At 71.5% G+C, this 13381-nt stretch carries 14 protein-coding genes; 4 read left to right on the top strand and 10 right to left on the bottom strand.

Annotated features, from left to right (window positions below; translation table 11 throughout):
* Window positions 1-8: 8 nt before the first annotated feature.
* The 5 genes from CGL27_RS46590 to CGL27_RS46605 all read right to left on the bottom strand — a co-directional run bounded on the left by CGL27_RS46590 (window position 9) and on the right by CGL27_RS46605 (window position 4864).
* Window positions 9-1520 carry an aspartate kinase gene (locus tag CGL27_RS46590; RefSeq protein ID WP_119993791.1) on the bottom strand — a complete coding sequence of 504 codons (1512 nt, stop codon included), beginning with the start codon at window positions 1518-1520 and terminating at the stop codon, window positions 9-11.
* A gap of 19 nt (window positions 1521-1539) precedes the next feature.
* Window positions 1540-2904 carry a diaminobutyrate--2-oxoglutarate transaminase family protein gene (locus CGL27_RS46595; RefSeq protein WP_119993793.1) on the bottom strand — a complete coding sequence of 455 codons (1365 nt, stop codon included), beginning with the start codon at window positions 2902-2904 and terminating at the stop codon, window positions 1540-1542.
* Between the two features lie 107 nt (window positions 2905-3011).
* Window positions 3012-3209, bottom strand: a complete 198-nt coding sequence (locus CGL27_RS46600; RefSeq protein WP_162953212.1) for a hypothetical protein — start codon at window positions 3207-3209, stop codon at window positions 3012-3014.
* A gap of 106 nt (window positions 3210-3315) precedes the next feature.
* A complete protein-coding gene (locus CGL27_RS50530; RefSeq protein WP_162953213.1) occupies window positions 3316-3468 on the bottom strand; it encodes a hypothetical protein in 153 nt (50 codons plus the stop codon).
* A gap of 88 nt (window positions 3469-3556) precedes the next feature.
* Window positions 3557-4864, bottom strand: a complete 1308-nt coding sequence (locus tag CGL27_RS46605) for a HAMP domain-containing sensor histidine kinase (protein WP_240450874.1) — start codon at window positions 4862-4864, stop codon at window positions 3557-3559.
* Window positions 4865-5226: 362 nt separating this feature from the next.
* On the opposite strand from CGL27_RS46605, the gene CGL27_RS51195 reads away from it, so the two are divergent.
* From CGL27_RS51195 to CGL27_RS46615, 3 genes are read left to right on the top strand one after another with little or no spacing between them, the layout of a single operon-like run.
* Window positions 5227-5403 (top strand): hypothetical protein, encoded by a 177-nt coding sequence (locus tag CGL27_RS51195; RefSeq protein ID WP_205587860.1) that lies wholly within the window; start codon window positions 5227-5229, stop codon window positions 5401-5403.
* Between the two features lie 5 nt (window positions 5404-5408).
* Entirely contained in the window at window positions 5409-5582 is a 174-nt protein-coding gene (locus CGL27_RS50535) for a hypothetical protein (protein ID WP_162953214.1), read from the top strand.
* Window positions 5583-5634: 52 nt separating this feature from the next.
* Window positions 5635-6381, top strand: coding sequence for a response regulator transcription factor (locus tag CGL27_RS46615; protein WP_119993796.1), 747 nt, complete (start codon window positions 5635-5637; stop codon window positions 6379-6381).
* Between the two features lie 295 nt (window positions 6382-6676).
* On the opposite strand, the gene CGL27_RS46625 is transcribed toward CGL27_RS46615, so the two are convergent.
* The 4 genes from CGL27_RS46625 to CGL27_RS46640 all read right to left on the bottom strand — a co-directional run bounded on the left by CGL27_RS46625 (window position 6677) and on the right by CGL27_RS46640 (window position 10826).
* Window positions 6677-7411 (bottom strand): DUF2071 domain-containing protein, encoded by a 735-nt coding sequence (locus CGL27_RS46625; protein ID WP_119993797.1) that lies wholly within the window; start codon window positions 7409-7411, stop codon window positions 6677-6679.
* Window positions 7412-7483: 72 nt separating this feature from the next.
* Window positions 7484-8623 (bottom strand): CaiB/BaiF CoA-transferase family protein, encoded by a 1140-nt coding sequence (locus tag CGL27_RS46630; RefSeq protein ID WP_119993798.1) that lies wholly within the window; start codon window positions 8621-8623, stop codon window positions 7484-7486.
* Window positions 8624-8700: 77 nt separating this feature from the next.
* Entirely contained in the window at window positions 8701-9669 is a 969-nt protein-coding gene (locus CGL27_RS46635) for an acetylxylan esterase (protein WP_119993799.1), read from the bottom strand.
* Between the two features lie 113 nt (window positions 9670-9782).
* The gene (locus CGL27_RS46640) at window positions 9783-10826 is read right to left on the bottom strand and encodes a substrate-binding domain-containing protein (protein WP_119993800.1); all 1044 of its coding nucleotides are present in this window, start codon (window positions 10824-10826) and stop codon (window positions 9783-9785) included.
* 404 nt (window positions 10827-11230) lie between these two features.
* Between CGL27_RS46640 and CGL27_RS46645 the strand changes: the two genes are divergently transcribed.
* Window positions 11231-12475, top strand: coding sequence for an SGNH/GDSL hydrolase family protein (locus CGL27_RS46645; protein WP_119993801.1), 1245 nt, complete (start codon window positions 11231-11233; stop codon window positions 12473-12475).
* Between the two features lie 66 nt (window positions 12476-12541).
* Here CGL27_RS46645 and CGL27_RS46650 read toward each other — a convergent pair whose 3' ends face one another.
* On the bottom strand, window positions 12542-13378 hold the full coding sequence (locus CGL27_RS46650) for an amino acid ABC transporter ATP-binding protein (RefSeq protein ID WP_276147910.1): 837 nt from the start codon (window positions 13376-13378) through the stop codon (window positions 12542-12544).
* Window positions 13379-13381: the final 3 nt, after the last annotated feature.

Here is a 13381-nt window from a genome sequence, read left to right on the forward strand (position 1 = left end):
TGCTCTCCTCACGCGCACCACGGCCACGGCCTCCGCGGACCTGCTCCGCCAGAGGGATGAGGCGGGTCGGCAGGGCACCCGCGTATCGCGCGCCGATGATGGCCTACGGACACGGCACGTCCGGCGATCTGCGGCGGGGCGGTGCCCTCCAGTTCGATGGAGAGGCGTCCTGCCGCCCGGAGAAGCCGGTCACCCTGCTCATCCGCGTCCTCATGGTGAACGCCTTCGTCGGCAGCCTGCCGTGCTGCCCGTCGCGTACGGGTGGGCCGGGGTTTGCCGGCCGGGATCTCCACGAACACCTTGTGCAGGGCGCGTACGGCGTCCGGCAGCCGGGAGGCACGGCAAAGTACCGAAATGCGGGTGTCCGACGCCGACACCGGCTCGAACGGCACGCCCATCTCGTCCAGTGCCTCCCTCAGCAGGAGGAAAGTCCCGGCGTGCGACCGGAATCCGGCCCCCACGAGCGACACTGTCCCGACTTTGTCCTCGAGGGTGAGGCCGTCGTAGCCGATGCCTCGGCGGCAGGTCCGCAGGGCGGCCAGCGCGGCGGGGGCGTCGGCCGAGGGCAGGACCAGAGTGAGCGCGCCGTATCGCCCGTCGCCGGCCGGGACGGCACGGAATTCAGCCGTGCCGGTCCCGCTCCCCTCCTCGGCCAGGGCGTGCAGCACGCCCGCCGTCGCCCCCGCGCGGCCCACCACACCGGACAGGGTGATCTTCGTGCGGGACGGGTCATGGGCCAGGGCGACCACCCGGGCGGGGGACCCGTACGACGGGGGCCGTACGGGCTCGTCCGAGACGACGGTGCCCGGATGTTCGCCGTAGGACGACCGGACTCGGAGGGGCACCGCGTATCGCTCGGCGTACTCGGCGCTGGACAGCGCCAGCACCCGCGCTCCCGTGGCGGCCAGCTCCCGCATGGCCTCATAGGTGAGGTGGTCGATCGGCCTCGCCTCCGGCACGATCCTTGGATCCGCGGTGAGCACCCCGTCCACATCGGTGCAGATTTCGCATACGTCGGCCTTGAGCGCCGCCGCCAGCGCGATCGCCGTGGTGTCGGAGCCGCCGCGGCCCAGGGTGGTGATCTCGTCGTCGTTTTCCCCGCACACTCCCTGGAATCCGGTGACCACTGGGATCGTGCCGCGGTCCAGCGCCTCCTGGACCAGGCGAGGCCGTACCTCCACGATCCGGGCCCCGCCGTGGGCCGGAGTCGTGATCACCCCGGCCGGGCGGCCGGAATAGGAGCACGCCGAGGCACCGAGCGCGTGGATCGCCATCGCGGTCAGCGTGCTGGAGACCTGCTCACCTACGCTCAGCAGGGTGTCCAGCTCCCGCGGACAGGGTGCGGTGTCCACGTTCCGGGCCAGGGCGAGGAGTTCATCGGTGGCGTCGCCCATGGCGGACACCACCACGACCACGTCATGGCCCGCGTCATGGGCCCTGACCACCCGTTCGGCGACCCGCCTGATCCGCTCGGTGGTGGGTACCGACGAGCCTCCGTACTTCTGGACGATGAGAGCCATCCGATGCCCCTTTCAGCCCTCAGGGAACGGAGGAACGATCGGCGCGGGCGGACACGGCCTCCACCAGGATCGAGCAGGCCGTGTCCACGACCTCGGCGGTGACGTTCAGCGGGGGCAGGATGCGTACCACGGCGTCGTCACGTCCGCCGCGTTCCACGATGAGGCCATGGCGCAGCGCATGGTGCTGGACCGCGGCCGCGACCTCGGTGGCCGGGCGGCCGTCACGGGGATCCGCCATTTCGATCCCCCACATCAGCCCTCGGCCGCGCACCTGGCTGACCCAGGGATTGCGGGTGAGCCCGGCCAGCCGGTCCGCGATCCGCGCACCCTGCCGGCGGACGTTGCCCAGGATGTCGTCCCGCCGGATGATGCGGATCGTCTCCACCCCGGCGGCGAAGGCCAGTTGATTGCCGCGGAAGGTCCCGATGTGCGCGCCGGGCGCCCAGGTGTCCAGCGCGGTGTCGTACAGGATGAGGGCGACCGGCAGACCGATGCCGCTCAGTGCCTTGGACGCCACGATGACATCCGGCTCGATGCCGTACTGCTCGAAGGCGAACCAGGTGCCGGTGCGTCCGCAACCTGTCTGGACCTCGTCGACGATCAGGGGGATGCCCAGCGAGTAGGTCACCTCGCGCACCTTGCGGACGAAGTCGGTGCGGGCGACGAAGTTTCCGCCCTCGCCCTGCACCATCTCCATGATCACCGCGGCGGGCAGCGGAATACCGCCGTTGCCGTCCCGCAACGCCTGCTCCAGGAGGTCGGCGCCGTTGACCGAACCGCCGTCCAGGGCCGGGCCACTGGCGGTGTACGGGAAGAAGTGCACTCCCGGCATGCCGTCGCGCACGGGCGCCTTCTGGGACACCAGCCCGCTGAGCGCCATCGTGGCGTGGGTGCTGCCGTGGAAGGCGCCCTGGAAGGAGATGATGTCGCCCCGGCCGGTCGCGATCTTGCAGAGCTTGATGGCGGCTTCGACGGCGTTGGCTCCCGTCGGCCCGCAGAAGTGCAGCCGTGTGCGCTTGCGCAGCTCCGGCGCCAGCATGGACAGCTGGGCCTGGGTGAAGGCGTCCTTGGCGGGGGTGGGGAAGTCCAGGCCGTGGGTGAGGGAGTCGAGCTGACGCCGCACGGCCCGCACCAGCTCCGGATGGTTGTGGCCGAGTGACAGCACCCCGGCGCCGGCGAGGAAGTCGATGAAGACATTGCCGTCGACGTCCCGGACGAAGCTGCCCGCCCCCTCTGCCAGTGCGATGGGCAGATGGCGCGGGTAGGTCCGCGCACTCGACTCCCACCGCTCCTGATGGGCCAACAGGGCTGTGGAGCGGGGGCCGGGCAGATCGCCGCTGACACGGGGAGCCGTCAGCGGAGCGGGCCGGAGGAGCGTTGTCATGAGAAGCCTCCCCAAAGATTTGGCGGAGAGCGGTGGGTGCGGCCGGCGGCTGTTCCGACGTCGTGGCGGGGATCGGCCAGGGGCGTCCCGTGGGCATGCTGGATCGTTCAGCGGTTGAGCACCGCGTATTCGGCGCCCCACCCTGCGCCGGTCACGGCGCTCCGGGACGGGGCGCGGTGACAGGTGGGCTCGAAGTACTTCGCGAGGGCCCCGAGCGGGGGCGGCCGGCCGGTGGCGGGCCGTGCCGTCAGGAGCCGCTCCTCACCCTCCGGACCGTTGACAACGACGATGCTGTGCTTGCTCATCGTGCCCTCCATCCGCGGGCGAACCTTGATGTCTTCCACGCTAGGAAGAAGGTGGTTAACACCCAGCACGACGGAGGTTAGATCACGGCAAAACGTGCTGATGGGGTTATATCGCCAGTGGTAGACGCAGGACCAGCCGGGTCCAGGAGGAGGTCCCCGACGCGCTGGGCAGATGGCCGCGCCGGATCAGGGCGTGCGGCCGGGCGGTCAGGAGGACGGCTCCGGCGGTCACAACGACTCCGGCTCTCAGGCCAACCATGAGTCCGAGGGCAACGCGTAGGAAGAAGCCCGGGACCTCACCCGGGGCGGGCGGTCATCTTCGGCCGCCCGCCTCCCCCTGTGACGGCTCACTCCGGTGGCGGCGGAGGCTCCGTGACCGGCAGCAGCAAGGTGAAGGTGGTGGGCGCCGTCCGGGCGAGGGTGAGCCGCCCCCCGGCCGCCTCGGCCATTTCCCGCGCCAGCGTCAGCCCGATGCCACTCCCGGCCCGCGATGTCGTCGCCCCCCGCTCGAAGACGGACCGCCGGTCGAGCGTCAGCGAGCCCTCGTCGGACACGTCCACGGCGACCGCGACTCCCATCTCGCGCACCGTGACCTCGACCGTACCGTGACCGTGGCGCAGGGCGTTGTCCAGCAGGACGTCCAGAATCTGCTCGGCGGTGCGGTCGGGGATCCGCAGGCCCCCGCTGCCGCGCTCGACACCGAAGTCCAGACGACGGCCCTCGGCGGCGAACGCGCCGTGCCAGCGGCGCTCCGCCCCCTCGACCACCTCGGCGGCGAGCCGGGCGGTCGCGGGAACGCCGGGGCGTGGCGTCGCCCTGGCCAGCCGGAGCACCTCGTCCACGGTCCGCTGAAGATGCCGGACCTGCTCCAGGGCCTCCGTCACGGCCATTCGCAGCTCCGCGTCGGGACCGGCGGCGGCCGCCTCCAGACCCAGTTGCAGACCGGCGAGCGGGGTGCGCAGCTGATGGGAGGCGTTGGAGGTGAAGTGGCGCTGGTGATCGAGCCGTAGGGCCAGATGCTCGACCACGGCGTTCTGGGTGCGCGCCACCTGGTCGATCTCGGCGATCGCGCTGCCTTCGGCGCGCGCGGTCAGATCCCCGTCCGCCACCGCTCCGGCCTTCGCCGAGAGCGCCTCCAACGGTGCGGTGAGCGTGCGCGCCTGCCGGCGTGCCACCACGATGGCCGTGACCAGCGCCACCAGGGCGGTGCCGGACAGGACCAGCCAGGCCAGGACGATGCGCTGCCAGACCTGCGGTGTCCCGGTCGAGGCACGGACCACACCGATGACCCGCTCCTCGGCCGATACGGGCACGGCCACCACAATCTGGTCGTCGCCGCGCCCCCGGGCCACCACCCCGCCCCGGGCCGGCCGGGTGATCGAGTCCGCCGTCCTCGGACCGCTGCCGTCGCGCAGGCGCCCGGACAGGTCGTACACCCCGACGTCGATTCCTGGCTCATGGGCGGGCAGTTTCACACGGCCGCCCACCGCGAACGACGGCGGCACATGGATGGCGGCCGTCAGGGCCACGCGCTCCAGCTCATCGCGTTCATCCGCGAAGAAGGACGTCTGGATCCCGAGCGCCAGCGGCGTGGCGAGGAGGACGAGCGCCACCAGCACCGCCATCGCGGCCACCCGCATCACGCGCTGTCTCATACGCCCATCATGAGCGTGGGCGCGCCCGGTGAGGCCGAGGCAGGGACGCCACCGACCGGTTTTGCCGTCGCCCAGCCCTCGTCGTGGCGAGTGTTTACCGCCTCCTCCCTGGTGTCGGAGGCACCAGCGGTTCGCCTATGTGGAGGACACGAAGAGCAAGCGAGCCATCCCCGCCGTTCCCGCCACCGTGCCCTGACCACCGCGGTGGTCGCCGGCTGCTCCGGCTCCGGCGGGGGCTCTCACAGCGGTTCCAAGGCCACTTCGGGCTCGTCGCCCACCCAGCGGACCGGGTCGGCCTCCACCAGCGGACCGGGTCAGCCCCCACCGCGTCCAACCCGCCGGGCGACATCCCCGACAACCAGGTGATCGGCAAGAGCGTGCGCGACTCGGTGGAGCGGTACGTGTTCTTCCACCACGGTCGGCCAGACTGGCCCGCTCTGGGCCGCCCCGCCACGGCCCATGACATCGGCGTCGTCTTCCAGTCCCCGAGCCTTATCCAGGCCCTCGACGTGGTGGAGAACTCATCGGATGGGCCCTGACCCAGATGCTCGTCAAGGTGCTCACCGGTGTGTTCGACCCACCACCGGACACCGTGGCCGTGCCCTGGCCATATCCCGCCCTGACCCTGGCGGCAGCCTTCGCGGCCATCGTCGGGGCAGCCCTGAGCGGCGTCCGCAGATCCCCCCGGCCGGCCGTGGAAGAGCTGCGTGAACTCTGACAGCGGACCGTCCGCGCGCCCCCGGACAGCCACCCGCCCTACGCTTTTGAGCATGCGGACGACAGGAGCCAAGGACGCGGTATCCGTACTGTTCATCGAGGACGACGAGGTCATCGGGCGGCATGTGGAAGCAGGTCTGCGATCCCACGGCTACGCCGTGACCTGGACCCGGACCGGCGGCTCCGGCCTGGCCGAGGCCGCCAGACTCCCCATCGACGTCGTCCTGCTCGACCTCGGCCTCCCCGACATGGATGGCATCGACGTGGCCCGGCAACTGCGCGACGAGCACTGCGATGTCCTCATCCTCATCCTGACCGCCCGCAGCGAGGAGATCGACGTCATCGTGGGCCTGGACGCGGGCGCCGACGACTACCTGGTCAAACCCTTCAGCCTGACCGTGCTGCTCGCCCGCCTCCGCGCCCATCTCCGCCGCCGCCCGTCCGCCCCGGCGGGGCCCGGCGACCCGATCCGGATCGGGGGTCTGACCGTGGACATCGCCGCGCGCCGCTGCCTCCTCGGCGATCGGGAGGTCGAACTGCGCCCCAAGGAGTTCGAACTCCTCGCCATCCTGGTCCGGCATCCGGGGGAGGCCGTCTCCCGCGAATCGCTCATGGCGGAGGTGTGGGACGAGAACTGGTTCGGGCCGACCAAGACGCTGGACGTCACCATGTCCTCCCTGCGCCGCCGACTGCAGGCGGCCGCCTCCGCCGCACACGCGCCTGTCGTCCTGCCCGCCCTCACCACCCTGCGGGGACACGGCTACCGGCTCGACCCACCTGGGCCGCTGGATGGCAACTGAACCACGGTGAGTACTCCCGTCGCAGATCGCTGTCGCCGCTGGTCAGGAGCGTGTCTGTGAGTGTACCCGCCTGACTTGCCGTCAGGCGCTTCGCATTCGGGACTTCGGGTGCGGCGGACCGCCCACCGACACGTTGACTCGAAGGCTTTCTCCATGTTGCTTGTGGACCTGGACAAGATCACCGCAGGGCTGCCCAAGACTTGGTAGCGCTACCTGCGGGACTGGGGCCGCTCGCTGCGGGCGGGCAACTACCGGGAGACCGCCCGCTACAACTACCTCCTCGCTGCCGCCCAGCTCATGCGCGTTGCGGGGTCCCGAAGCGAACGGCGACCCCGGGGGAGTACAGCACACTCACCGGCGGGCCCGTCATGGGCGGCAGGCCCGCGGTGGTGATCAGGCCGTCGTCGAGTTCGAGCAGCTCGGCCCGGTGCAGTGGCCATGGTGCGTGGTCGTTCGGCAGGTGCACCGTGCGGCCGTGCCAGGAGACGTGCAGCCCCCACCGGGCGGTCAGGAACCGTTCCAGCCGTGTGGGCTCCGTGATGGCCCCGCCTATCCTCACCACGGCCCGGCTCGTGCGACCCCGGACCGCCGGGCGCCGTCGCAGGCCGCAGCTGTAGGTGATCACGTTGTTCTCGCGCCGCAGCCGCATCGTGGACCATCGATAGGGCAGCCGGACGGTGAGCCGGCCCACCAGCACGGGGAGCAGCCGGGCCGCGTCGAGGGACTGGAACACCACACCGCGCCGGCCCTGCCCGTCCACCGAGTACAGCCGCACGTTCGTCTCGCAGAACGTGCCCAGATACGGCAGGCCGGGCCCCGGCCCGAAGCCCACACCGCGCATCAGGAACGGGACCAGCCCGACATAGGTGACACCGTCGAGGGTGTCCGGGCGCGTACCGGCGGGCAGCAGCGGGGCCACGCGCTCCGGCTCCACCGGCCAGTGCAGGAAGGTGAGTTCATCCCAGCGCCGGACCAGTGTCGGCCGTCGTACGGGCCGTGGCGTGGACAGGGTGATCGGCTCGATCTCCATGCCCGGCGTCCTAGCACAGGAGCCCCGGCCACCCGTCAGGCGGGTCCCGGTTTCCCCGGGCGGGCGACCGGTTCAGGAGAACTCGGCGCGCACCGCCTGGGTGTGCTCGCCGAGCCCCGGCACCGGTCGCATCGGCGCCCTGCGGCCCGCCACTTCCACGGGCGGCAGCAGACCGCGCAGCGGTCCGACCGGGGAGCAGAACTCGCCCCAGCGGTCGCGGGCGTCGAACTGGGGGTGGGCGCCGAACTCCGCGATGTCGCGCAGCCGGGCGTTGGCGATACCGGCTCCGTCCAGCAGCGCGATCAGCCCCTCGGCGGTGTGGTCCGCGAAGCACGACTCCAACTCGGCCGTCAGTTCCTCGTCATGGGTACGGCGCAGGGGATTGTCCGCGAAGCGCGGGTCCCGGATCAGCTCCGGGCGGCGGAGCACCCGCTCGCACAGGGCGGCCCATTCACGATCGCTCTGCACACTCAGGAACACCTGACCGCCGTCCCCACAGCGGTAGGCGCCGTACGGCGAGATCGACGGATGACGCGCGCCGCTGCGGACGACCCCGGCGCCGCCGTACGCCTGGGCGAAATAGGGGTGGCCCATCCACTCGCCCAGCGCATCGAGCAGGCTCACGCTCAGGTCGGTCCCCGCACCGGTGCGCTCCCGCTCGTACAGCGCGGTGAGAATGCCTGTGTAGGCGTACATCCCGCCCGCGATATCGGCGATCGAGATCCCGGGGCGGGCCGGGGCCTCAGGGCTGCCGGTGATCGACAGCAGCCCCGCCTCGCACTGGATGAGCAGGTCGTACGCCTTCTTCTCACGGTACGGGCCGCTGTCCCCGTAGCCGGAGATCGCGCAGGTGATCAGGCGAGGATGGGCGGGCCGCAGCGTCCGCGCTCCCAGGCCCAGCCGGTCCACGGCGCCGGGCGCCAGATTGTGCACGAAGACATCCGCGCGGGCGAGCATCGCGTCGAGCAGCGCCCGGTCGGTGTCGTCCTTGACATCGAGGACGACGCTTTCCTTACCGCGATTGATCCAGACGAAGTAGGCCGAAGCGCCCTTGACCTCGCGGTCGTAGTCGCGGGCGAAGTCACCGCGCCCCGGCCGCTCCACCTTGATGACCCTGGCTCCCAGATCGGCGAGCTGACGGGTGGCGAACGGGGCGGCGACGGCCTGCTCCAGGGCGACGACGGTGATGCCTTCCAGCGGTTGCGCGGGCACGGGCGGCTCCTTCGGTGCGGGTAGCCCCTGTCTACCCCGTGCCGGGCGGCGGTCGAACGCCGCCCGGCACGCCGGGCTCAGCCCAGCAGCTCCCGCAGAAAGCCGATCTGCTCGGCCTGCTGATGCGTGCCCCCGCCCTCGTGGCCGTTGAAGGACCACACCTTGAGGTCCTTCTCACCGGCGTAGTGGTGATGGGCGGCGAAGCCGCAGGAGGTCGGGGTGATCTCATCGCGCAGCGCGGTCGAGAACAGCGCCGGCGCGTTGGCGCGGGCCGCGAAGTTGAGCCCGTCGAAGTGGTCGAGCGTGGCGAACACCCGCCCGGCCAGGTGGCGCTGTCCGGCGCAGAACCGGGCCAGTTCCCCATAGGGGTCCGCGTCGGTGATCTCGACCGCGCGCCGGATGTGCGTCATGAACGGCACATCCACCAGGGCGGCCGTCAGATCCGGCACCAGCCCGGCCGCCGCCAGCGCCAGCGCACCGCCCTGACTGCCCCCGCTGACCACGATCCGCGCGGAATCCACCAGCGGATGCTCACGGGCGGCCTCCACCGCCCGTACCGCGTCCGTGTACAGCCGGCGGTAGTAGTAGTCGTCCGGGGAGAGGACGCCCTGCGTCATCTTGCCCGGGGTCTCGGGCCCGGTGCCGCCGACCGGATCGGGGGTGACGCCGGGGGAGTGCTGGACCCACCCCTGGCCCCGGCTGTCCATCACGAAGACCGCATAGCTCACCGACGGCCACAGCAGCCAGTTGTGCGGCAGCCCCCGGCCGCCGCTGTAGCCGAGGTACTGCACCACGCACGGCAGCGGACCCGCCACCTCCCGCGGGGCCAGCAGCCAGCCGCGTATCCGGTGCCCGCCGAAGCCGGAGAACTCCACGTCGTAGGTCTGCACTCGGGTCAGTCCGGTGTCCTCCTCGGTGAACACCGCGTTCAGCTCGCAGGCGCGGGCCTCGGTGAGGGTCCGCGTCCAGAAGGCGTCGAAGCCGTCCGGCTCGGGCAGCGGGGGCCGGTAGGTGCGCAGCTGCTCCAGGGGCAGGTCGATGAACACGGTGGGCTGACCTCCGTAGCGATCGGTGCGGTGAAGGATGACCAATCAGGTGTGAGGGATGGGACTGGTGGTACGGGCCCGTCCGGACAGCCGTGCAGTGTTCGAACCCTCGGTCATAAGAGAGCGCGAAGTGGGGGAGCGGTACTGGACCGGACCATGAGCCGGGTGGACAGCTCGGTCCGGATCGCCTCCGGTACCTCGCCGGTCATCAGCCGCAGCAACTTGCGCAGCGCCACGGCCGCCATCTCCGACAGCGGTTGACGGACCGTCGTCAGCGCGGGCGTGATCCAGCGGGCCTGCGGCAGATCGTCGAAGCCCACGACGCTGATGTCCCGCGGCACCCGCAGCCCCCGTTCCCCGGCCGCCCGGTACACACCCGGCACCATCTGATCGGAGCAGACGAAGACGGCCGTGGGCGGCTCGGACAGATCCAGCAGCTCGGCCATCCGGCGGCGCGCCCCGGCCTCGCTGACGTCGCCGTAGCGCACATACGCGGACGGCACCGGCACCCCGGCCGCCGCCATCGCCGACCGGTACCCGGCGACCCGGCCACCGTCGCGCACCGCCCGCCCCGGGCCACCGATCACCGCGATCCGGCGGTGCCCCAGCTCGATGAGGTGCTCGGTCGCGGCCATCCCGCCCTGCCAGTTGGCGGCCGCCACGGACGGCACCCCGGGCGGCGGGTCGTGCGCGGGGTCGATCATCACAAACGGGATCCGGTGCTCATCGAGCCAGGCGTACTGGACGGGCGCGAGCTCCGTGAGATGGAACAGCACACCTGAGCTGCCCCGGGCGTACAGCTTGTCCGGCCAGCCGTGCTCGCTCGGGCCGCCCCGGCCGCGAGTGGCCGCGGCCGAGACCACCACCTCGAGTCCCGCCTCGTGTGCGGCCTCCGTCGCGCCGTGCAGCACCGCCCCCGACCAGGCGCTGTCGAGTGAGTGCACCACCAGGTCGACCATCGGGGCCGGTTTGGGTGTCTCGCAGCGCGGCCTGCGGATGTACCCCAGGCGGTCCAGGACCTCGGTGACCCGGCGACGGGTCTCGGGGGCCACGTCCTCCCGGCCGTTGACCACCTTCGAAGCGGTCGGTACCGACACGCCCGCCTCACGGGCGACGACCGCCAGCGTGGGCCCCGTCGATCCCGAGGAACGAGCCATTGAGACTCCCTTCCCTAACCGCCCACGTGGAACCCTGACCGGGCAGCAATCGGTTTCTACCTTAAGGCCGCCTCAAGTCGCCGGGAAGACCCGGGAGTCGAGGGGGGACGGCCCCACGCCTGCTTGTCGCCGCCGCCCGCCGAAACGTTGCCTGCCGCCCGCCGAAACCTTGGCCGCCTCCCCGCGCCATCTCGACGGTGGCCGATGCGGCGGGTGTATTCATCGGGTCTATGTGGGCGAAATTCCGAAAGAGCCCGCTCTTCTCCTGTCGTATCCCTTGATGCCTCCGATGTCTTATTGGTTGTCTACGTCGCGCTCGTGCTCCTCCTCGGCCGTCACCCTTACGGCCGCGTTCGGTCCAGCTCGCTCGTCTCCAGTTCCGTCGCTCTGGAAGGCAGCACGTCATGGTCACGATCCGGCACGTTCTCCGCGGCCTGTTGGCCGCGTCGGTCCTCGCCCTCCTGCCGCTGCAGGGGCCCGCCTGGGCCGCCACCTCCCACCCGGCCCCCGCCTCCGCCCCCGGCCATGGCTGGACGGGCACCTGGGAGGCCGCCGCCTCCGGGACCGTCCCCGCCCTGCCCGGTCAGTCGATCCGCAACGTGGTGCACACCAGCGTCGGCGGCCACGCCGTCCGCGTCCGGGTGACCAACCGCCTCGGCACCGCACCCCTCCAACTCACCTCCGTGACCGTCGCCTTGCAGGAGAGCGGGGCGCCCAAGAGCGCGGGCGCCCGTGCCGGGACCATGCGCACGGCCACCTTCCGCCATACCGCGTCGGTCACGGTTCCGGCCGGTGAGGACGCGGTCAGCGATCCGGTGCCGCTACGGGTGGCCCCGGACGCCAACCTGCTGGTCACCCTCTACACACCGGCCGACTCGGGCCCGGCGACGTACCACCACTCGGCCCTGCAGACCTCGTTCCTGGCGCCGGACGGCGACCACACCGCGGAGGAGAGCGGCGCCGCGTACACCGCCACCACCAGCTCCTGGTACTACGTGACGGGCGTGGACGTGCTCGGCGCCCCCGCCGCGGGCGGCGTGGTCGCCCTCGGCGACTCCATCACCGACGGTTCCGGATCGACGTCGAGCGCCAACCGCCGCTGGCCGGACCGGCTCGCGGCCCGGCTGCGCGCGCTGCCCCCGCAGCGCCGGCTCGGGGTGCTGAACGCCGGGATCGCGGGCAACCGCGTACTGCTGGACGGCACCGGGCCCAGTGCCCTGTCCCGGCTGGACGCGGATGTGTTCTCCCGCTCCGGGGTGCGCGCGGTGGTCCTGATGGAGGGCATCAACGACATCAAGGGCAACCCCAATCAGACCGATCCCGCCGCGTTCGAGGACGCCTACCGCCGGATCGTGGAACGGGCCCACGCGCGTGGCATCCGCGTCATCGGCGGCACCATCACCCCGTTCGGCGGCAACGGCAACTACACCGAGGCGCGCGAGGCGGTGCGGCAGTCCGTGAACGGCTTCATCAGGGACGGCGGCCTGTTCGACGGGGTGGCGGACTTCGACGCCGCCGTGCGCGACCCCGCCGCCCCGGACCGTTCACTGCCCGCCTACGACTCGGGCGACCATCTCCACTTCAACGACGCGGGACTGCAGGCCATGGCCGACGCGATCGACCTGCGCGACCTGCGTCCCGCCCGCTGACCACGCGGACCCGCGCCGTACGAAGAGCTCAGCCGCCCGCAGGGAGTTCAGCCGCGCGCACGGAGCTCAGCGGTCGATCCGCGCTCCGTGCGGGCCCGTGTCCGGCACCTCCCCGACCCGCGCCGCGGCCGGGTTCAGCACCCGGGTGAGAAAGGCCCGGGTGCGCGGATGGACCGGATCGGACACGACCTGCTCCGGTCCGCCCTCCTCCACGATCACCCCGTCGTCCATGAACACGACCCGGTCGGCGACCTCCCGAGCGAAGCTCATCTCATGGGTGACGACCAGCATCGTCATCCCCTCGTCCGCCAGGGCGCGCATCACGGCGAGCACATCGCCGACCAGCTCCGGATCGAGCGCCGAGGTCGGCTCGTCGAAGAGCATCAACTCCGGGTCCATGGACAGCGCCCGGGCGATGGCCACCCGCTGCTGCTGGCCACCCGAAAGCTGCGCCGGATAGGCCGACTCCTTGTCGCTCAGGCCGACCCGGCGCAGCGTGTCCCTCCCGATCCGTACCGCCTCCGCCTTGTCACGGCGCAGCACCCGCCGCTGGGCGATGGTGAGGTTCTCCAGGGCGGTCAGATGCGGAAAGAGGTTGAACGCCTGGAACACCATGCCGATCCGCCGCCGCACCCGGTCGATGTCCACGTCCGGGTCGGTGACCTCGGTCCCCGCCACGGTGACCGAGCCCGAGGTCGGCTCCTCCAGGAGGTTCACACAGCGCAGCAGCGTCGACTTGCCGGATCCCGACGGGCCGATGACACAGACCACCTCGCCCCGCCGGACGGTGAGATCGATGCCCTTGAGCACCTCCAGCGCGCCGAAGGACTTGTGCAGACCCGCCACCTGGATGGCGATACCGTCCGCCTCGCCGGTCTCCTTCACCACCGTCGTCTCCTTCACGCC

Origin of the sequence: Streptomyces sp. 11-1-2, assembly GCF_003595545.1 — a bacterium.
GTDB classification, from domain to species: Bacteria; Actinomycetota; Actinomycetes; order Streptomycetales; family Streptomycetaceae; genus Streptomyces; species Streptomyces hygroscopicus_B.